Here is a 19,808-nt window from a genome sequence, read left to right on the forward strand (position 1 = left end):
AGATGGGAGGTCGATACGAACGTCAGCCAAAGCGACGTGAGTGGGATAAAAGTGGGCACCAAAGCGACGTTTCACTGCCGAGCAAATGTACGAGCCGCGATCCCCCGGCGGCTGCTCCATTGGGTCAGATCTATATTGGGCTATTTCGTGCATGTATGGACCCGACGCTTCTCTATCAGCGCTCATAACGCGCTCGCTCCAACCAGCCTCGCAAATCTGATCGAACAGCCAGCGTGCGCGTCGGTCAAATGACCGGTTTCGGCGCGTAACGCGACACCTGTCGATAAAGGGCGAGCGGCGCTTCATGGCCGGCTGTACGCATTCGGCCGGGTTGACCGTAAGCTGCCATCCAAAAGACCCCGCGTAGGCCAGCGGCAGCTTTGCGGTACTGCAACTCAGCAGGTGCAGTCGGCCACCTACGGTCGTTCGCCCTTGCGCTTAATGGTCATTCAACCGGCTGCTCTACTCAAGAAGCGGCCCGAAAGCCAGATTCGTCCCAGAAGAAGATGTCGGCATTTTCCTCACGAGCCTGTCAGACAATGTGTCGCAGGATCGTCAGCAGCCACGCACGCAGATTGCGGTCGGGCCAAAAGCCTTTCCAGCGCGCGAGCGCCCGCTCGGCCGTATCGTGAACCAGATGGTCAGCCCAGACTGAGTCGCGCGTCAGCGCACGCGCATAGCGCCGCGGCTGCGGGAGCCGCGATATCACTTCCGCTTCGAAGTTCACGCGGCGCTGACGGTCGCGCGAGCGCGCATCAATAGCCGCCGCTGCTGCTGGTGCCGCTGCTGCTGCCCGACGAGCTCGTGTCGCCCGTGGACTGGCACGCGGCCAACGACAACGATGCGACTCCTAGCGCGATGATCACGCATACGGCCGATAGCAGTCTTGATACTTTCATTTAGAACTCTCCTGCACGGCCAACGCGACTGACTTGTCGCGCGGCCACGCGTTGAGCCGGCGAGTCGCGGATCGCTGGCGGCAAGTGCCGCGACGCCGGTGAACGTTTACAAAAAGGACAGACAAACCTCCTGCAAAACGGAGACGCAACCGCTGTGCGCGGCCGACGATTCCATTTCGCGGTTCCGCGGCTTCGCGGTCTTGCACGCGACGCCTAATCTACAAACGCCCACGGCGCGCCAATATTCCACCACATTGATTATTTGTGACACGTATCGCCTCGCGAGGATGCACGCTCGACGCGGCACGGACTTTGCGCAAGCTCCGCGACCGTTTGCTGGCATAGCCCCGCATCGCTAGAACGGTGTTCGCGCGTTGCCGACGATTCCTTGTTCGTGAAGCGCGGCGGATGTCCGAAGCACCCGCGTGCTGCCGGATGAGTCGGGTTCATGTCGACCGTGAAGAGACCCTCGCTAGCTGGAGCCGCGAGGCCGTTGGTCCCGCATCGGCTGCCATTCGCGCGCGATCGATGAAGGGAACCAAGACTGGCCTATTCTGTTGAATCGTCGCGCAGCGCCTTCGACCTGCCCGTAAAAACGGTCGACCACTCTGATCGGTCATCTCCGCGGCATGCTTTCTGCGGTGCGCGTGCACTAGCGCAAGTTCGTTTTGGCGAGCTCGATGATTTCATCGCCTCGCCCGCTGAGGATCGCGCGCAGCATGAACAGGCTAAACCCCTTCGCATGCGCGAGCTCGACCTTGGGCGGCATCGCAAGTTCGTACTTCGATGTCACCACATCGACGAGCGCCGGCCCCGAATGTGAAAATGCGGCTTTCAGCGCGTCCGGAAGACTTTCCGACTCCTCAACCCTGATACTGAAAATCTCGGCGCCTTTCGCAATCGCCGCAAAATCGGTCTTGCTCAGATCCACGTTGGTATCCACGAATCCGGCAGCCTTCAACTCCATCGAAACGAAGCCAAGCAAACTGTTGTTGAACACGACAACCTTGATCGGCAGATCCAATTGTCGCGCCGATAGAAGATCGCCGAGTAGCATCGACAATCCGCCGTCGCCGGAAAGCGAGACGACCTGGCGCCCAGGATTCGCGCCCTGCGCGCCGAGCGCCTGCGGCATGGCATTCGCCATCGATCCGTGATTGAACGAGCCATGCAACTGCCGCTTGCCGTTCATCGTCAGATAGCGGGCCGCCCAGAGTGTCGGCGTGCCGACATCCGCGGTAAAAATGGCATTTTCGTCGGCCGCTTCGTCGATGAGCCTGGTCAGGTATTGTGGATGAATTGGCCTGCCTGGAGCGGACGCGACAGCGAGGTCGTCCAGCCCTTTTCTTGCCGAAGCGTAGTGCTTGCGCGCGTTGTCGAGAAACCCACGATCGGTCTTTCTGTGCAAACGCGGCAGTACTGCCTTGATCGTATCCTTGACCGTTCCCACCAGTCCAAGTGCAAGCGGCGCACGATGGCCGAGTTGCGAGCCCTTCCAATCGATCTGGACAACCTTTGCGTTGCTCGGATAGAACGGGCGATACGGAAAATCCGTGCCCAACATGAGCAGCGTGTCGCACGATTGCATCGCGTGATAGCCCGAGCTGAAACCAATCAAGCCCGTCATGCCGACGTCGAAAGGATTGTCCCATTCGACGAACTGCTTGCCGCGCAAAGCGTGAACCACGGGCGCAGCCAGCGTGTCCGCCAATGCTACGACTTCGTCATGGGCGCCTTGCGTGCCGCTGCCGCACAGCAACGTCACAGCCGCGGACGTGTTGAGAAGATCCGCCAGTCGGTCGAGGTCGTTATCTGCCGGAACGATGGACGGCGGAGCCGATTCGGTCCAACTCGCGGTTTCCACGGGCCCATCGCTCAACGCTACGTCGCCCGGTAAGACGATGACGGCGACTCCGCGCTGCTCGACGGCAGTGTGCATTGCGCGCGCGAGGACGCGAGGAAACTGCTGCGCGTTCGACACCAACTCGGCGAAATAGCTGCATTCCCTGAACAACTCCTGAGGATGCGTCTCCTGAAAGTAGCCGAGGCCGATTTCCGTCGACGGAATATGCGCTGCAATCGCGAGCACGGACTGATGATTGCGATGACAGTCGAACAGTCCATTAATCAGGTGAAGATTGCCCGGACCGCAGCTGCCCGCGCACACGGCGAGCCGCCCTGTCGATGCAGCATCGGCACCGGCCGCAAAAGCGGCACTCTCCTCATGACGTGTGTGCATCCAGCGGATCGAGCCGAGTCGGCTCAGGCTAAACGCCAGTCCATTCAGACTGTCGCCCGTCACGCCCCAGATGCGCTCGACCCCTGCGGCCTCAAGCGTTTTTGCCAGATATTCAGCGATCGTCTGCTTTGCCATGGTCAACTCCTCACTGAAAAAGGAATGCCGGCACCCGCCAAGCCGGCCCGTGGCCAGCCGTAACGTGCAAGAAGGCGGTTAGCGGCGCGTCGGAATGCAGTTCCATCGGGTCGTGCGACTCGCGGCGCTACCGCCGAGGCTCAAACGCCTGCCTCACACATGCTCGGGCCACGCAGGCACCAGTTCGCCGCTCAACTGATACCTTAGTGCATATCAGGCATATCAGGCATGTCGGCACTTCGAAAGGAAGCGGGCGAAAATCGTGCGGGCTGCGGTTGGATTGGCCCGCGCGCTTGACGCCGACAACGACCAGGAAGCGGTGCAGATCTGCTTGCCCTGCACGACTCACTCGCCACGCAGCGCACCCTGGGAGCCATCGGCTTCATACGGTGGCGAAATGGAACGTGGCCGTGGCTTTATCCGGCGGTAGACATCCTTGCGGCGAATGGGCTTTGCTTGTTCATGCTCGCTCGGCGTCGCCGGGTGCAAGTCCCTGGGAAAATGAGTTCGATCGAGTGCATGTTCGCGCGCCGCATACTGAGGTGCGCGAACATGCACATTGGCTTCGACGCTAGTAGCGCGCCACGTCGATTATCGCCTCCGCAAACGCCTGCGGTGCTTCTTGCGGCAAATTGTGACCGATGCCGCCTCCGATGGTACGTTGCGTGCCGATGTTCAGAACGCCGGCGTCGATCTGCTTGATCGTCGCGAACGATGTTGGTCGCGGCGCAGCGCTACCGTTTGTATCTCCTGCAACAGACTGCGCATTCGCCCAGCCATTCAAACCGAGGTTGAGCGCGGCGGCGCCGATGGCGACGCTCCCGAGAAGGCGTCGACGACGCCTATTGATTTCATCCGACATTGCGAATCTCCTTCGAACGTTACGCTGTGCGCGACAGCGATCAGCGCAGCGACCTGAAGGCAGCGCGAATTTCTTCCGAGAAAAGTTGCGGTTGTTCCCATGCCGCGAAGTGGCCGCCCTTGTTCACTTCGTTGAAGTAGATGAGGTTGTGATAGCTGCGCTCGGTCCAACTGCGGGGCGCCTGATAGATCTCGCCGGGAAACACCGTCACGGCGGCTGGGATCGAGATGTTCACGCTATTGAAGTTGTTCGCGTTGTTGGTCCAGTAAAGCTGCGCCGCCGACGTGGAGGTATTGGTCAGCCAGTACAACGTGATGTCGTCGAGCATCTCGTCTTTGCTCAATGACCGTTCAGGATCGCCGCCGCTGTAGGTCCAGTCCGCGAATTTGTCGTACATCCACGCAGCCTGCCCGACCGGAGAGTCCGCGAGCGCATAGCCGATCGTCTGCGGACGTGTGACCATCATCGCCGCATAGCCGCCGCCGCGCGTGTACAGATTGTTCAGCGACTGGTAGGCGATTTTCTCCTTGTCGGAAAGTCCGCGCGGCGGCGGATCGCCTGCCTTCAGCCGCTTTGCGATTTCGGGCGGCACGGTCGCCGGCATGTTGACGTGAATGCCGAGCAAGCCCGGCGGCTTTTGCGCGGCCATCTTGTCGGCGATCACCGAGCCCCAGTCTCCGCCCTGCGCGACGTAGTGCTGATAGCCCAACCGCCGCATCAGTTCTTCCCACGCTCGCGCGATATGATCAGGCGTCCAGTCGGCCGTTGCCGGCTTGCCCGAAAACCCATATCCGGGCATCGATGGCAGAACCAGATCGAACGAATCCTCCACCCGTCCTCCGTACGCTACGGGGTCAGTCAACGGTCCGATCACCTTGAGCTCTTCGAAGACCGAGCCGGGCCAGCCATGCGTCATGATGAGCGGCAACGCACCGGGATTTTTCGAGCGTACCCAGATGAAGTGAATATCGACCCCGTCGATCGTGGTTACGTACTGCGGCAGCGCGTTGAGCTTCGCTTCAGCGGTCCGCCAGTCGTAGTCGGTGCCCCAATACTGCACGAGCGCCTGCAGCTTCGCGAGCTGCGCGCCTTGCGACCGATCCGTCACCGTCTCCGGTTGCGGCCAGCGCGTCTGCGCGATGCGTTTCTTCAGCTCGGCTAGTTGCGCGTCGGAAAAGTGCGCCGTGAACGGGCGGATCGCCGTGTCTTCCGTCGACGCAGCCGACGTCACGGGCGCCTCGGCCGCAAGCGCGGTCGCCGGCAAGTTCGCGATGGCGGGAGCCGCCATCAGCGCGGTGACGAGTAGGGATTTGAGGACTTTCATGAGGAGTTCTCCTGACCTGCGATAAGGAAACGGTGACTAGAATGGGAACTGATAGAGTCAGTCGACCGCTGGTGCGGAAGGATCGTCGAGGTCCGCTTGTTCGCGTTCAATCAAATCCGCGCATCCATAGCGCATTTATATGGGCGGCCGCCGAGTTCGCAAAGGACGTAGAAACTACGGTTTCAGGACACCACTCAAAGGAATCGCCGTGCCGTCAGTCGCGTTCGTCGTGTTCGATGGGTTTCACGCCATGTCGCTCGCTGCGCAGCCGGTGTTTTCGTTTGCTAATCAGAAATTCGGTGAATCGTTCTACGAAGTACTCACGCTGTCGGAACATGGCGCGCCGGTCAGACCGATCGGTGGTCCCACGGTGATGACCGAACCCTTCGAAGAGCGAACGTTCGACACGGTTCTTTTCACGGGCGGCGATCCCGGCGCGGTGCGGCCGTCCCATGGGCTGCTCGCCTACGCGCGTCACAGCGCGGCGAAGGCCCGGCGCGTCGCCGCTATTTGCACGGGCGCCTTCGTGCTGGCGGAAGCGGGCCTTCTCGACGGCAAGCGCGCCACCACGCACTGGGTCTATGCGTCCGCGCTGCGGAAGCAGTTTCCGCGCATCCGTGTGGAGGAAGACCGGATTTACGCGGTCGACGGTTCGATTTGGACGTCGGCGGGCATGACGGCAGGAATCGATCTCGCGTTGGCGCTGGTCGAGGCCGATCTGGGGGTGGACGTTGCGAGATCGGTCGCGCAAACGCTCGTCGTTTCCCATCGACGCGCCGGTGGTCAGTCCCAGCATTCGGCGTTGCTGGAACTCGATGCGAAATCGGATCGCATTCAGTCCGCGCTGACGTACGCGCGGAAGAATCTCGCGCAACCGCTGCTGGTGGAACAACTGGCTGAAGTCGCGCGGCTCAGCCCGCGTCAGTTCAGTCGCGCGTTCCGGGCGGAGACGGGGCAATCGCCCGCCAAGGCCGTCGAGAGACTGCGTCTCGAAGCCGCGCGGCTCATGCTGGAAAGGAGCCGCCATACGGTCGAACAGATCGCCCAGCAGACTGGATTTTCCGACCCGCGCCGCATGCGCGATGCGTTCACTCGAGCGTTCGGACAACCGCCACAGGCGATACGTCGCAATGCTCGCTGGGCCGCGCCGGGATGATGGGTGCGGCGCAGCGCAGTCTTCGATCAGTAGGTCTGGTCGGCAATGACCCGCGCGACCGTTTGCAGCGACTGCTCGAGCGTCGTCAAGCTGACCGAGCCGAGCGCGAGCCGGATCGCGTGCGGTACGTGCGCCGACGCGGCGAACGGATGCGCGGTCGAAACGGCGATCTTCTCGCGCCTCAGGGCCATGGCGATCGCGTCCGCGCGCACTTCCTGGGCAAGCGGAAGCCACAGAAAGTACGACACTGGATGGCCAATCCGCTTCACGCCGCCTGGCAAACGGCCGGCGATCGCCTGGCGCAACGCGGCGTCGCGGCGTTTGTCGGCCGCGAGCATGTCGACCGTGCCGTCTTCGATCCAGCCGCATGCGATGGCTGTGAGGGTCGCCGGCGTGTTCCAGGTGGTTGCCCGGATGGTTCGGCTTTCAGAACGGGCTTGCCATCGCGGGCGACTACATGTCCGCGGCCTCGTTTCTCGGTCCCTCCGGGATGGTCTTCATGTTCGGCTTCGACGGTCTGATCTATTCGATCGGCTTTCTCGTCGGCTGGCCATTCGTGATGTTCGTGCTCGCGGAGCCCTTGCGCAATCTCGGCAAGTTCACGTTCGTCGACATGGTCGCCAATCGTTTCGAGCAAGCGCCGATTCGTCTGCTGACTGCCAGCACGTCGCTAGTCGTCGTGATCTTCTATCTCGTCGTGCAGATGGTCGGCGCGGGAAAGCTCATCCAGCTGTTGTTCGGCTTGCCTTACTGGGTGGCCGAAGTGATCGTCGGCGCGCTAATGGTCATCTACGTGTTTTTCGGCGGCATGACGGCGACGACGTGGGTGCAGATCATCAAGGCGGTGCTGCTGCTGTGTGGCGCCACGTTCATGGCTATCATCGCGCTCGCGCAATTCGGCTTCAGTCCCGATCAGATGTTCAGGCGCGCCGTCGACGTTCATCCCGCCGCGCTCAGCATCATGGCGCCCGGCAAACTGCCGAAGGATCCGCTCAATGCGCTTTCGCTCGGCATCGCGCTGATGTTCGGCACCGCCGGTTTCCCGCATATCCTGATGCGCTTCTTCACCGTTCCCGACGCGAAGGAAGCGCGTAAGTCCGTATGCGCCGCGACCGGCTTCATCGGGTACTTCTATCTGCTGACATTCGTGATCGGCTTCTCGGCGATCGCTTTGCTCGCCCAACATCCCGAGTACTTCAAAACCGCCGTGGATGGCCATTTCGATCTCACGCGCGATCTGCTCGGCGGCTCGAACATGGTCGCGGTCAATCTGGCGCATGCTTTGGGCGGCAATCTGTTCTACGGCTTCATCGCTGCCGTGACTTTCGCGACGATTCTCGCGGTCGTCGCCGGGCTCACGCTTTCCGGTGCGACCACGGTTTCGCACGATCTCTACGCGTGCTGGCTCGCGCGCGGCAAGGGCGACGAAGCTCGCGAAATGCGCATATCGCGCGCGGCAACGTTGATGCTGAGCGTCGTCGCGATCGGATTCGGCATTCGCTTCGAGCATGTCAACGTGGCGTTTCTCGTCGGTCTGGTCGCCGCGGTCGCGGCCAGCGCGAATTTTCCGGTGCTGGTATCGTCGATTTTCTGGCGCGGCATGACGACTCGCGGTGCTGTCGTGGGCGGCGGCCTCGGACTCGTGTCCGCAGTGTTTCTGACGCTGTTTTCCAGGTCGGTATGGGTGGACGTGCTGCATCAGGCGCATGCGCTCGTGCCGCTCGACAACCCGGCGGTGATTTCAGTGCCGCTTGCGTTCGCGGGCATATGGATCTTCTCGATGCTGGATCGCGGCGCGGGCGCCCAGCGGGAGCGCGAAGCTTTCGCCATGCAGGAGTTCTATGGCCAGACGGGTCTCTTGCCCATGAAGGCGGTCGATCATTGATCGTGGATCGGTGCTCGTGAAATCGACAGGACGCGACGACGTCCTCATCGGCGGCGAAATCGGCGGGCTCGCCGCGAATTGCGACTACAGAAACTCCACCTGCCTCCGACGGAGGCACATCCGTGCAGCACATCATTCAAAGGAATAGCGATGAATACCCGTGAAGTTGTCATTGCCCATGCCGTTCGCACGCCGATCGGCGCATTCGGCGGATCGTTGAAGGACGTCCCCGCAACTGCACTCGGCGCGCTCGCTGTGAGGGAAACGTTGCGGCGCGCCGCGCTCGATCCGAAAGCGCTGTCGTCCGTTGTAATGGGCAACGTCGTCCAGGCCGGCAACAGGATGAATCCGGCACGACAGGCCGCCATCGGCGGCGGCGTGCCCGTATCGGTACCCGCGCTCACCGTCAACCGTGTCTGCGGCTCGGGCGCGCAGGCGATCGTCTCGGCGGCTCAGGAAATCGCGCTTGGCTACGGTGAGGTGGCGGTTGCCGGCGGCATGGAAAGCATGGAGCGCGCGCCGTATCTGCTGGACACTGCACGGTGGGGCAGCCGCATGGGTAATGCGCAAATGCACGACAGCATGCTACGCGATGGTCTTGTAGATGCATTCTCGGGTGAGCACTCGGGCTGGCACACGGAAGATCTGGTGACGAAATCCGACCTGACGCGGCGCGCCCAGGACGAGTGGGCGGCGCGTTCGCAGCAACGGTTCGCGGCTGCGCAGGAACGCGGCGCATTCGACGCCGAACTCGTCGCCGTCGAAATAGAAGGGCGCAAGGGCAGCATCCAGTTCACGCGCGACGAGCAGCCGCGTCCGGAAACGACCGTGGAAACGCTGGCAAAGCTGCGTCCCGCGTTCCGTCCCGATGGCACGATCACGGCGGGCAATGCGCCCGGCCTGAACAGCGGTGCGGCGGCAATGGTCGTGGCCGAGCGCGGTTATGCCGACGCCAAGGGCATCGAAGCGAGTGCGCGCCTTGCGGCTTTCGGCATCGCCGCCGTCGAGCCCGGCATGTTCGGTCTCGGTCCCGTACCGGCCGTGCATATCGCGTTGGAGCGAGCGGGCTGGAAGCTCACCGATATCGAACGCATCGAGATCAACGAGGCATTCGCCGCCGTGCCACTCGCGGTTGCCCAGCAGCTCGGACTCGCGCACGACATCGTCAATGTCGAAGGCGGCGCGATCGCGCACGGTCATCCGATCGGAGCAACGGGCGCGGTCCTGACCACGCGTCTCGTCCATTCGATGCGCCGTGACGGCCTGAAGCGCGGCATCGTCACGCTGTGCATCGGCGGCGGTCAGGGTATCGCGCTCGCGCTGGAGATGCTGTAACGGCATGAGTGGTGGACTTGATCAGCATTGCCGACTTTGTGCCGCTCGTGTCGCCACGCCCAGCCGAGGATCGCGAAGAAATGCCTAGCAACGCAGCAGTTGGACGGGGGCGCGATCAATCCAGGTCGCTGATCCGTCAGAACGAACCGGCTAGTCGCACGTCGAATTGTCGGGACATCATCAAGGTGCAACAAGCAGCGTGGGGATCGCTCATGAAACTCCAGTGCTCGAGTCTATTCCAGCAATCGGCCTACGTCGCCGGCTCGTGGGTTGATGACACCGATCTTCCCAGGATTCCAGTCACGAATCCGGCAACGAGGGAAGTGCTAGGCTCCGTACCGCAAGTAACCATGGAACATGTGGAGGAGGCTATTGCCTCCGGTGCGGCCGCATTTCAGGAGTGGCGTGACTGGAGTAGCCGCGAACGCGCTTCCGTGCTGAAGGAGTGGGCGTCATTAGTCCTGGCTCATCGTGATGACCTGGCAATGGTCTTGTGCCTGGAACAGGGCAAGCCTCTGCACGAAGCCCGTGCGGAGATTTCGCAAGCCGCTAACTATCTTGAGTGGTTTGGGGAAGAAGCGCGTCGAATCTACGGTGACAACATTCCTGCGCCTCGCCGCAATCAGCGTATCCGGGTGCTACATCAGCCCATCGGAGTTTGCGGCGCGCTCACTTACTGGACGTTTCCGTCGTCGATGGTAGCGAGACGATTAGGAGCGGCACTCGCTGCAGGCTGCAGCGTAATACATCATCCCGATCCGAAGACGCCATTCTCGGCGCTTGCGCTATGCCTGCTTGGCGAAAGCGCAGGTTTGCCCCGAGGCGTGCTATCGGTGCTCACAGGTGAGAGCGATGCGATCGGCCGTGCGCTTGCGTCGAGCCCGACGGTCAGAAAAGTCTCTTTTACCGGGGCCATTGAAGATGGCAAGCGTTTGATGGCCATGTGCTCTTCCACGGTCAAAAAGGTGTCGCTCGAACTGGGAGCGAACTGTGCGTTCATTGTGTTCGATGACGCTGACGTCGATCTGGCTGTCAAAGGAGCGCTAGATGCGCGTTTCAGGCACTCTGGCCAGGCAGCCATGTGCGCGAATCGGTTCTTCGTCCACGAAGATGTTTACGAATGCTTCGTCTCTAAACTGGTGTCCAGAGTCGCTGCATTGAAAGTCGACGACGGCCTCTCCGAAGGTGCTCAGATCGGCCCACTCATCAATGATGACGCAGTGACACGCGTCGAAAATCTCGTGAACGACGCGGTGCAGTCGGGTGCGTCGATTTTGACTGGCGGGTCGCGTCTGTCTCCCGGATCAAACTTTTTCCGACCCACTGTGCTGACGAACGTTGAGCCAGAGATGAGCGTTTGCGGCGACGAAGTTCTGGCTCCGATTGCAAATGTGCTTCGTTTTACCGACGAGGCGCAAGTGATCGAACTGGCAAACAATACGCGGACCGGCCTTGCCGCCTATTTCTATACCTCGGATATCGGCCGCGCCTTCTGTGTGATGGAGTCTCTCGAGACCGGCGTTGTTGGAGTCAACGATAGCCTTGTGTTTAACGAGGTAGCACCGTTTGGTGGCATTAAGGAATCAGGCATGGGGCGTGAGGGCGCTCATTCCGGAATCGAGGCATACCTCGAAGCCAAATACGTCTGCTTCGGAAATCTTTGAGCCGATTGACAGCGGGGACGCCGGAGCGAGGGACGCGAGGAGCTTCGAGAGGCAATCAATCACCCCGGATCCTGCTGTCGACGGTCTTCACACGGTCCGTCAACCCCGCGGAAAGCATGTGAACAGCGCACTTCGACGCGCATTGCTGCGAATGGAGGCGAGGGCTGCACCTGACCGAAAATCAGTCGAATTCATCCTGCAGAAAGACAAGCGCGGCACGATTCTAGCTACACCGTTGTCGCAGATGGCCGTTGCAGGAAGGAACACAGTTGTGAAAAAGGCGCCCTCAAAAGATCTCCCGCCTCCTGCCCAGCGGGCGCCAAGGGCTTTTATGCGGGGCTGACAGGCAAGGGGCCCAGATGGCTCGATGCGTCATCATCGCTGTGGCGCAGCATGATTCAATTGACCGTCGCCAACGAAGCGGCATATCTTGAGCATTGCCGACGCTATGCTCTCGACCACCTGGGCCAACAGGTCAGATAGCGAGGTATCGGTTGGCACGTCCGCGGCAGGTTCGATCTCATCGCTGCACGCGCGATAACCCGTGAGAAGTCAGGCGCCTGCATCGAACAACAGGACAGACCAGGCCCATCTTTTGCGGTCTGCGCGCGCACGTCGTTCTTGATTAGGGTGGAAGATCATCATGTCGAGACAGCCCGGTTGGTCAGTCGTCATCGGTGCAATCACACTTGTGTTTCTCGCGCTCACTTCGCTTTACCTCGTGATCGGCGGAGCATGGCTGATTGCCGTAGGCGGGTCGTGGTACTACCTGATCACGGGCCTGCTGCTCGCGGTAGTGACGTGGTTGCTTTACCGGCGCAAGCCCGCTGCGCTCGTTCTCTACGCGCTCGTGATGATTGCGACGGCGGTCTGGGCACTGTGGGAGTCCGGCACGGACTTCTGGGCATTGGCTCCGCGCTCCGGGGTGCTGGTCATTTTCGGCGTGTGGCTACTGCTGCTCGTGAGCTGGCGGATGGAGGGCGCACGCGGGCTCGGCATTGGTTCGCTCGTCGTTGCATTGGCTGTCTGGGCGGGCGTGCTCATCTACGCGAACTTCAACGACCCGCAAACGGTCAACGGGAGCTTCAGTGCGGCATCGGCGGCCCCCGCAGAGACCGGTGATGACGCCGCCGACTGGCCGACCTACGCGCGCACCCAGGCCGGTACCCGCTATTCCCCGCTGACTCAAATCACGCCTGCAAACGTCAAGGACTTACAGGTCGCGTGGACCTTCCGGACCGGGGATAGCAAAGGCCCCAACGACCCCGTCGAGATTACGGACGAAGTCACGCCGATCAAGATCGGCGAGACCTTGTTTCTATGCTCGCCGCATCAGATCCTATGGGCGTTGGATGCGCGGACCGGCAAGTTGAAATGGAAATTCGATCCGCAGCTGAAGGCCGATCCGTCGTTCCAGCACGTGACCTGCCGTGGTGTGTCTTACGTCGATCTTTCCGCGGCCGGTCCCGCGCCGACGGCTGATCAGCCCTCGGGCGCATCGGCCGCCGCGCCGGATCAGCAGGCAGCGTCGGCCGCGGCGCCCGCTCAGCAACCAGCGTCTGCGCCCGCTGCGACTGCCGCGACCCCCGGGGCCTGCATGCGCCGCATCTATCTGCCCGTCAACGATGGCCACCTGTATGCGCTCGACGCTGAGACAGGAGCACTGTGCAAAACCTTTGCCAACGGCGGCGATCTCGATCTCCAGCACAACCAGCCGGTGACGACCCCCGGCATGTATGAGCCGACCTCGCCGCCGGTCATCACGAACGACGTGATCGTCATCGCGGGCGCGGTCGAGGACAACTATTCGACGCGCGAGCCGTCGGGCGTGATCCGCGGCTTCGATGTGCGTTCCGGCGAACTGCTGTGGGTGTTCGACCCGGGCGCGAAGGACCCGAATCAGAATCCTCCCGCCGGCGGTCACTACACGCTCAATTCCCCAAACTCGTGGGCGCCCGCTGCATACGATCCCAAGCTGGACATCGTCTATCTGCCGATGGGCGTGACCACGCCGGACATCTGGGGCGGCAACCGGACGGCGGATCAGGAGCGTTTCGCGAGCGGCCTGCTCGCGCTGCACGCGTCGACGGGCAAGCTCGCGTGGTTCTATCAGACGGTCCACCACGACCTGTGGGACATGGACCTGCCATCGCAGCCCACGCTCGCGGACATTACCGACGTCAAGGGCAATACCGTGCCTGTCGTGTATGCGCCGGCCAAAACCGGCAACCTGTTCGTGCTCGACCGGCGCACGGGCGTGCCGGTGGTGCCGGCTCCGGAGCGCCCGGTGCCGCAGGGTGCGGCGCCCGGCGACCATGTTTCGCCTACCCAGCCGTTCTCCGGACTGACATTCCGGCCATCGAAGGATCTCACCGATGCCGACATGTGGGGCGCCACGATGTACGACCAGCTGGTATGCCGGATCATGTTCCACAAGCTGCGCTATGAAGGCACCTTCACACCCCCATCAGAGCAAGGAACGCTGGTCTTTCCGGGCAATCTCGGCATGTTCGAGTGGGGCGGCATGGCGGTCGACACAGATCGCCAGATTGCGGTCGCCAATCCGATTGCGCTGCCGTTCGTTTCGCGGCTGATTCCGCGTGGCCCGGGCAATCCGATTCAGCCGGTACCGGGCGCGAAAGGTTCGGGGACGGAGACCGGAATTCAGCCGCAATACGGCGTTCCGTTCGGCGTGACACTGAATGCGTTCATGTCGCCGTTCGGTCTTCCTTGCAAGCAACCTGCCTGGGGCTTCATTTCGGCGATCGATCTGAAGACCAACCAGATCGTATGGAAGAAGCGGATCGGAACGGTGCGGGACAGCTCGCCGATTCCGTTGCCGTTCAAGATGGGGATGCCGATGCTCGGCGGCCCGATCATCACGGCGGGCGGCGTGGCGTTCATCGGCGCGACGGCCGACAACTACATTCGCGGCTTCGACGTGAACAACGGCAGGCAGCTCTGGCAGGCGCGTCTGCCCGCCGGCGGGCAGGCAACGCCGATGAGCTATTCGGTCAACGGACGTCAGTTCGTGGTGATTGCTGCAGGCGGTCACGGCTCATTCGGTACGAAGCTCGGCGACTACGTGATTGCCTATGCGTTGCCGCAATAGCAAAGCGGTAAAGCAGGGTGGACGTGCGTGGACAGGACTGCCACGTCCACGCACGGCAATGCGGTCATCTGTTTGTCACTGACTTGCGGCGGACGGCGAACTGCTCGCCGCCGAATCCGCGTTGGCTGTTCCACCCGCCTTATCGGCGGGCTTGCAGCCCGAGCACATCGCGGCGATAGCTATCGTGATCGCGCTCGCGAGAAGCCGGCGGTAGAGGATTGGTTTCATGACATCTCCTGGTTGGGTGGCATCCGATCAATACTTGCGACGCAATCAGACAGCACTCGTCGGGCTATCCTGCAGAGCTACGCATCTCCTATTCCCGCTACTTTGAATTCACGTCAGTGCGAGAATCTGTCGGTCACTCCGCGTACTGAGAAACCCAATATGGGCTCCGACCTTGCCCAGATAAATGGCTATCAATCCACCAGGTTCCAAGGCCGCTTTTGGAGTACTAGTGACGCTCGGATGTCCGACTATTCCTCACAGCGATCGTCCCCTCATGGCCGCGCGCTGTCCGATGCGTGTTGACTCATGTTGACCCACTGGAGACATCTGGGAGCGACTCACGACCGTCCGCAGTATGTTCAATGGTGCCGGCAGTTAGCGTATGCCCTGACATCGAACGCTACGAGTTTCTGCGGTAGCGACAGGCCGTACTACGAGCGCCGCATGGCGCCTTGAATAAAAACAGGTTAGGAGAGACTCCATGCGTAGCGGGAACGTGGGGTTGCGATTCCGGCACTTCGCCGTGCGCGCAGGTGGTTGGCTTCGTTCAGTGTTCGCATGGCTGTGGAGAAACGCGGACCCCGTGTCGAAATGGGCAACCACGCTCGGAACCGTCGCCGTGATCGGCGGGGCAATATTCGCGTATTACCAGTTCGACCTCGCTGGCGGTTCAGACTGGGCGATCGATTTATCCCTGTCTACCGAGGTCTTGCCATACAGCGACAATCTCGGATTGCTTGTAGTGCATGTGCGGTCGAAGAACGCACGCGGCAGTGAAGTCGATGTTGAACCACCCGATGACAGTTTCAAGCTGAAGATAAAGCGGATTCCAGACGGTTTTGCGGCCAGTAGCGTCATTAATCCTGACGACGATTCCAACACGCGCGATCTAATAAAGGAAATAAGCCTTCTCCCGAAAGAAGGCTACGTGTTCGCTCCCGGCGCCGATTTTGACGATGCTAGGGGAATCGTGCTGCCGCTCGGCAGCAAGGTGTCGGTTTCCGCGAAACTGGTCCACGATGGCGATGACGTTTCCGCGAGTCGCTTTCTGACAGTGGAACCTCCGGTGGGAAATCTTGGCACCGACGAAGGCCGTGATAAGTAGAGGGGCGTCGTGGCATGGACGGCCGCAACAGGCCGCATTACAAATACCGAATGGCAGCGTGTGCGAGCGTCAATTGAGCGATGTGCAGCACGGACGGCGACCGACCCACTTCTGCCGTTGGATGCCGCGTCAGATGAGCGACAGCTTTCGAGGCCCAACTGTCATCCACGCGTCGTCGACCGCCCGCCGGTCTGCTTGCCTACATGCCGTTCGCTGGACAACGAACACTGTTCATCCCGAGCGACCTTCACCGCCGGCGTCACGCGTCCGTCCGCGGTTCCGGCCTCAATCGAACTCCAGCCCTATCAGACGTCCTATTATGAGGAGGGGGCGGTCGTGAACCAACACGGGCGAAACATCCCTGGAGGGCCGACATGAGAACGCTTTTGCGCACGCTGTTTGGAGCGATTGTCCTGCTCGGTCATCTTTCAACCGGGCACGCCTGGGAAGATACGCCGCCGCTGCGAATCAACTATCTGGCCTACCCGGTCGACTGGAACGGCAAGCCGATCATGATCGGCGCGCGACTGCAGGTGCCAGTCAACGTGTCCGGCAAGCTTCCTGCTGTGATCCTCATGCATGGCACCTCCGGTCTCAGTTACCGTGGCGTCTACTACGCCGCCGCGCTCAATCGCGCCGGTATCGCCACGCTCGAAATCGACCAATGGGGCGGCCGGGGTCTTCCGGGAGGGGCGTCCAGTCGTCCCAAGGCGCTTGGCGACAATCTGCCCGACATCGTCGGCGCGTATCGCCTGCTTGAAGGACGACCGGCAATCGACGCCTCGCGCATCGGCATCATGGGCAGTTCGATGGGCGGCATCGAGTCTCTGCTCATGATGACGCACCGCCACAGCGATGCACTTCTCGGCAAGGATATCCACCTGAAAGCAGCCGTGGCGTTCTACCCCGTATGCTGGCTTTATAACCATGTGCCAGGCGCCGACTTCGGCGACCTCGTTGACGCGCCGATCCGGATCTTCGTCGGCACGGTGGACGACTACGATGGTGGCGCAGCCGCTTGCCAGGCGCTCTTGCATAGTCTCGCGCCGGCCGATGCCGCACACGTCTCACTGCGAGCCTTCCCGGGCGCGACGCACGAATTCGATGTGTTTGACGGTCGTCGTGAATTCAACGACCCGGGTGCGAATCGGCGAAAAGGCGGGGTAATTCATGTCCAGCCCGATCCCGAGGCGCGTCAGCAGGCGCGTGACGACCTCGTGCAATTCTTTACAACCGCCTTTAAGCAAAACTAGCCCGAGGGGCGTCACGCGCCCGGAGCCACACTTCCCGCGGTCGGTCGTATGCGATGGGGTACGGGACCACTGTAGCCAACGCGATAGACGTGATCGGCGCACAAACGTCCGTCGTCTGGGCGAAGCGGACGCTCGAACGTCCGTGACAAAGTATGGCCCAGCGTCCGTAGTTGGCCGATAGGACCTGTTCGATGAACGTTTTACAGAGCCGACATCGGAATCCTCAACGGCAGCTTTCCGGCGACTTGCGCGAATGCGTACTGCCGGCCAACAAGAGCCGTTGATGAACGGCCGGCAAACGGCTGAAGTCGGTTTGCTAGCGGTCGTTGGGTGATAGTCGAGGATATCAGGGGGCGAGGCTTTTCCGCACGCACGTAGCCGTTGATGGACACAGATTGGCAAGCTGCCTGCGTAGCCGTACTGTATCGCCGTACGTCGCGTGCTGCTTCGTCTCGATTGACGCCCGGTCATTGGCGGGGATGCGCTTTGAGGAACGGGCCTACTTCAGAAGCCTGAAACCGGTCCGATGAGCGGCCGTCAAAGGGAGCAGGCCAGTCAACCCTGTCGGCAGTCCCGACACACGACCGTGATTTCGGCGGCTCCATCGTCCGGTGCACAGCCGACGCGAGCGACCGACGCCGCGATCAGATCCCTTACTCCATTTGCTTCGACTTCTGAGACCTTGCTGCAGCGCCCGCAAATTGCAAAGAGACGATAGCCGTTACCCGTGGCACCGGCGCGCGCGATATAGCCGTTTACCGTGGCAAGCCGATGCGCCAGACCATTCTCCATCAGGAAGCCGAGAATCCGATTGACGGTCGCTGGATTTGCGCGCGGGTGTGTTTCCAGAATGCTGTCGAGAAGTTCGTAAGCAGTCACAAAGCGATAGTGCTGTAACAGCAACTCCGGCACCCTTGCGCGCATCGGCGTGAAACGGGCTCCGCGCTGCTCACATTGCACTTGTGCTGCTACGAGCCTTGCCTGCATATCGGTTGGGCCCGCGTCCCCCTTGCTTGCATCAGGCGCGTTCATTCTGCATGAACCTGGGTTCGCGAAACACCTGCCAGCGACCAGGCTCGTGCCCGGGTCCACACCTGCCCCACTCCGTAACAGGCGGCCCCAAGCATGCCAACGAAGAAACCGACTGGCCAGTTGGAGACATAGGAGAGGGCGATCGATGTCCACACCGTGACGAGCGAACTTCCAACCGACACGCATATCGCAAGAATCGGCCGGTCAGTCAGCGAGCGGGCCGCAGCCGCGGGCCCAATCATCAGGCTGAACACCAGCAGCGCGCCTACTACCGGGAGCGCCATTGCCGTCGCAAGCGCCAGGATGCTCATGAACGCAAGTTCCATCGCGCGGCTCGATACGCCTCTCGCCTTCGCCAGATCGGGCGATACCGAACTGAGCAGGAGTGGCCGGAAGAGCACAACCGTAACCGCAATCGAGAACCCGCTGATCGCGGCAACCGGCGCGAGATCGGTGTTGCTCACGCCCAATACTTCGCCGAAGAGAAGGGCATAGACCGCTTGTGAATACTCGCTCGTCATGCTCAGGAACAGCGCCCCGAGGCCTAGCAGCGTGACGAGGCACAGGGCGGTTGCGACTTCGGGTCTTCCGCGCCGGCCCAGCCAACTGATTCCAATCACGCCGAGACCAGCGAAGACGATCAGGCCGAAGAGCGGATTGATACCGAGCAGGCTTGCCGCTGCAGCACCGGGAAAGGTGCCGAGCGGCAAGGCGTGCGCGGCGAACGAGGCGCCTCGAATCACCACGAAGAATCCGATGAGTCCGGCGACCGCTGCTACGATGCCCGCCACGATCCATGTGTTGGTCATGAAGCTGGAGAACATGGTCAGGCCTCACCCGGTTCACGGGTGTTCAGGGCAATCCGCGCGCATAACGCGGACAGACCCGTGGCCCAGGCTGGCCGCCTTGCCACCCTCAAGGCGATCGCCGCCGGACCTATCAGGAGTGCGGTCGACAGGATGGCGCCGACGGTAATAGCTGATAGGGAAACGGCCAGCGCCAATACCAGCAGGTGCGATCATTCCGCTCGCACTGGCGGTGGGTACGGGAGCGTTGATTGCCGTGGGCGTGCTTTATCGTCCCTTGCTGCTCAGCTCCGTTGACCCAGAGCTGGCTGCGGTCATGGGCGTGCGGGTACGGACGGTCGGACTCAGTACGTTCAGGTGAGCGCGATCGAAACGGATCCCAATACGGATCCACACGCCTTCGAGGTCAACCCGAAGGTGGCAGCGCAGCTTGCTTCCGCCGATCTGATCGTCAAGAACGGCGTGGGATACGACGCCTGGGCCGACAAGATCATCGCAGCCGCGCCCAATAGCAAACGCAAGGTCATCGACGCCCAACACCTGCTCGGCCTGCCCGACAGCACGCGAAACCCGCGTCGGCGTACTCGTTTTCCACACCGATGGCGTTGATTACGCCAGCCGCCGCTGATGCCGCCATGGCGCTTCCCTGATGCACGGCAAGCAGTACCAATGCAGCCGAAAGGCTACCGATGGGCGTTCGTGCGCCGCGCCAAACAAACCGGTTTGGCTGTCCTGAATTCCAGGATACGCGGTGCTGAACGGAGTTGTAAAGC

At 61.6% G+C, this 19,808-nt stretch carries 15 protein-coding genes and 3 pseudogenes; 8 read left to right on the forward strand and 10 right to left on the reverse strand.

Annotated features, from left to right (window positions below):
• Window positions 1-538 precede the first annotated feature (538 nt).
• The 5 genes and pseudogenes from OKW41_RS05580 to OKW41_RS05600 all read right to left on the reverse strand — a co-directional run.
• A pseudogene (locus tag OKW41_RS05580) lies at window positions 539-727 on the reverse strand (sigma factor); the annotation flags it as partial.
• Window positions 728-755: 28 nt separating this feature from the next.
• The gene (locus OKW41_RS05585; protein ID WP_429571802.1) at window positions 756-899 is read right to left on the reverse strand and encodes a hypothetical protein; all 144 of its coding nucleotides are present in this window, start codon (window positions 897-899) and stop codon (window positions 756-758) included.
• A gap of 652 nt (window positions 900-1,551) precedes the next feature.
• A complete protein-coding gene (gene poxB / locus OKW41_RS05590) occupies window positions 1,552-3,273 on the reverse strand; it encodes a ubiquinone-dependent pyruvate dehydrogenase (protein WP_429571803.1) in 1,722 nt (573 codons plus the stop codon).
• A 571-nt stretch (window positions 3,274-3,844) separates the two neighbouring features.
• Complete coding sequence (locus tag OKW41_RS05595) at window positions 3,845-4,135, reverse strand: hypothetical protein (protein WP_429447010.1); 291 nt, start codon at window positions 4,133-4,135, stop codon at window positions 3,845-3,847.
• A gap of 40 nt (window positions 4,136-4,175) precedes the next feature.
• On the reverse strand, window positions 4,176-5,459 hold the full coding sequence (locus OKW41_RS05600) for an epoxide hydrolase family protein (protein ID WP_429571804.1): 1,284 nt from the start codon (window positions 5,457-5,459) through the stop codon (window positions 4,176-4,178).
• 208 nt (window positions 5,460-5,667) lie between these two features.
• On the opposite strand from OKW41_RS05600, the gene OKW41_RS05605 reads away from it, so the two are divergent.
• The gene (locus OKW41_RS05605; RefSeq protein WP_429571805.1) at window positions 5,668-6,615 is read left to right on the forward strand and encodes a GlxA family transcriptional regulator; all 948 of its coding nucleotides are present in this window, start codon (window positions 5,668-5,670) and stop codon (window positions 6,613-6,615) included.
• 26 nt (window positions 6,616-6,641) lie between these two features.
• Here the strand turns inward: OKW41_RS05605 and OKW41_RS05610 are convergent.
• Window positions 6,642-7,037: pseudogene (locus OKW41_RS05610) on the reverse strand (PLP-dependent aminotransferase family protein); the annotation flags it as partial.
• Between OKW41_RS05610 and actP the strand changes: the two are divergent.
• The 4 genes and pseudogenes from actP to OKW41_RS05630 all read left to right on the forward strand — a co-directional run.
• Window positions 7,028-8,500, forward strand: a pseudogene (gene actP, locus OKW41_RS05615) (cation/acetate symporter ActP); the annotation flags it as partial. The pseudogenes OKW41_RS05610 and actP sit on opposite strands and share 10 nt — an antisense overlap.
• Window positions 8,501-8,650: 150 nt before the next feature.
• Window positions 8,651-9,835, forward strand: a complete 1,185-nt coding sequence (locus OKW41_RS05620; protein ID WP_429571806.1) for a thiolase family protein — start codon at window positions 8,651-8,653, stop codon at window positions 9,833-9,835.
• A gap of 212 nt (window positions 9,836-10,047) precedes the next feature.
• On the forward strand, window positions 10,048-11,499 hold the full coding sequence (locus tag OKW41_RS05625; protein ID WP_429573354.1) for an NAD-dependent succinate-semialdehyde dehydrogenase: 1,452 nt from the start codon (window positions 10,048-10,050) through the stop codon (window positions 11,497-11,499).
• A 643-nt stretch (window positions 11,500-12,142) separates the two neighbouring features.
• Complete coding sequence (locus OKW41_RS05630) at window positions 12,143-14,611, forward strand: glucose/quinate/shikimate family membrane-bound PQQ-dependent dehydrogenase (RefSeq protein WP_429571807.1); 2,469 nt, start codon at window positions 12,143-12,145, stop codon at window positions 14,609-14,611.
• Window positions 14,612-14,686: 75 nt separating this feature from the next.
• Here the strand turns inward: OKW41_RS05630 and OKW41_RS05635 are convergent, their stop codons facing one another.
• On the reverse strand, window positions 14,687-14,839 hold the full coding sequence (locus tag OKW41_RS05635) for a hypothetical protein (RefSeq protein WP_429571808.1): 153 nt from the start codon (window positions 14,837-14,839) through the stop codon (window positions 14,687-14,689).
• A 583-nt stretch (window positions 14,840-15,422) separates the two neighbouring features.
• Here OKW41_RS05635 and OKW41_RS05640 point away from each other — a divergent pair.
• Window positions 15,423-15,944 carry a hypothetical protein gene (locus OKW41_RS05640; RefSeq protein WP_429571809.1) on the forward strand — a complete coding sequence of 174 codons (522 nt, stop codon included), beginning with the start codon at window positions 15,423-15,425 and terminating at the stop codon, window positions 15,942-15,944.
• Window positions 15,945-16,318: 374 nt separating this feature from the next.
• Window positions 16,319-17,197 (forward strand): dienelactone hydrolase family protein, encoded by an 879-nt coding sequence (locus OKW41_RS05645; RefSeq protein WP_429571810.1) that lies wholly within the window; start codon window positions 16,319-16,321, stop codon window positions 17,195-17,197.
• Window positions 17,198-17,752: 555 nt separating this feature from the next.
• On the opposite strand, the gene OKW41_RS05650 is transcribed toward OKW41_RS05645, so the two are convergent.
• From OKW41_RS05650 to OKW41_RS05660, 3 genes are read right to left on the reverse strand one after another with little or no spacing between them, the layout of a single operon-like run.
• On the reverse strand, window positions 17,753-18,229 hold the full coding sequence (locus OKW41_RS05650; RefSeq protein ID WP_429571811.1) for a Fur family transcriptional regulator: 477 nt from the start codon (window positions 18,227-18,229) through the stop codon (window positions 17,753-17,755).
• Entirely contained in the window at window positions 18,226-19,053 is an 828-nt protein-coding gene (locus OKW41_RS05655; RefSeq protein ID WP_429445324.1) for a metal ABC transporter permease, read from the reverse strand. The genes OKW41_RS05650 and OKW41_RS05655 overlap by 4 nt, the downstream gene beginning before the upstream one ends.
• Window positions 19,054-19,055: 2 nt before the next feature.
• Window positions 19,056-19,232, reverse strand: coding sequence for a metal ABC transporter permease (locus tag OKW41_RS05660; RefSeq protein ID WP_429445326.1), 177 nt, complete (start codon window positions 19,230-19,232; stop codon window positions 19,056-19,058).
• Between the two features lie 160 nt (window positions 19,233-19,392).
• Here OKW41_RS05660 and OKW41_RS05665 point away from each other — a divergent pair, with 160 nt between their 5' ends.
• Window positions 19,393-19,644 (forward strand): metal ABC transporter solute-binding protein, Zn/Mn family, encoded by a 252-nt coding sequence (locus tag OKW41_RS05665; RefSeq protein ID WP_429445328.1) that lies wholly within the window; start codon window positions 19,393-19,395, stop codon window positions 19,642-19,644.
• Window positions 19,645-19,808 lie beyond the last annotated feature (164 nt).

The organism is Paraburkholderia sp. UCT70, assembly GCF_050434085.1.
GTDB classification, from domain to species: Bacteria; Pseudomonadota; Gammaproteobacteria; order Burkholderiales; family Burkholderiaceae; genus Paraburkholderia; species Paraburkholderia tuberum.

Excerpts from the sequence above, each read along its gene's own strand:
- OKW41_RS05585 (WP_429571802.1), bottom strand. The coding sequence starts at position 899 with ATGAAAGTATCAAGACTGCTATCGGCCGTATGCGTGATCATCGCGCTA.
- OKW41_RS05630 (WP_429571807.1), top strand. The coding sequence starts at position 12,143 with ATGTCGAGACAGCCCGGTTGGTCAGTCGTCATCGGTGCAATCACACTT.
- OKW41_RS05635 (WP_429571808.1), bottom strand. The coding sequence starts at position 14,839 with ATGAAACCAATCCTCTACCGCCGGCTTCTCGCGAGCGCGATCACGATA.
- OKW41_RS05650 (WP_429571811.1), bottom strand. The coding sequence starts at position 18,229 with ATGAACGCGCCTGATGCAAGCAAGGGGGACGCGGGCCCAACCGATATG.
- OKW41_RS05595 (WP_429447010.1), bottom strand. The coding sequence starts at position 4,135 with ATGTCGGATGAAATCAATAGGCGTCGTCGACGCCTTCTCGGGAGCGTC.
- OKW41_RS05600 (WP_429571804.1), bottom strand. The coding sequence starts at position 5,459 with ATGAAAGTCCTCAAATCCCTACTCGTCACCGCGCTGATGGCGGCTCCC.
- OKW41_RS05625 (WP_429573354.1), top strand. The coding sequence starts at position 10,048 with ATGAAACTCCAGTGCTCGAGTCTATTCCAGCAATCGGCCTACGTCGCC.
- OKW41_RS05655 (WP_429445324.1), bottom strand. The coding sequence starts at position 19,053 with ATGTTCTCCAGCTTCATGACCAACACATGGATCGTGGCGGGCATCGTA.
- OKW41_RS05645 (WP_429571810.1), top strand. The coding sequence starts at position 16,319 with ATGAGAACGCTTTTGCGCACGCTGTTTGGAGCGATTGTCCTGCTCGGT.
- poxB (WP_429571803.1), bottom strand. The coding sequence starts at position 3,273 with ATGGCAAAGCAGACGATCGCTGAATATCTGGCAAAAACGCTTGAGGCC.
- OKW41_RS05620 (WP_429571806.1), top strand. The coding sequence starts at position 8,651 with ATGAATACCCGTGAAGTTGTCATTGCCCATGCCGTTCGCACGCCGATC.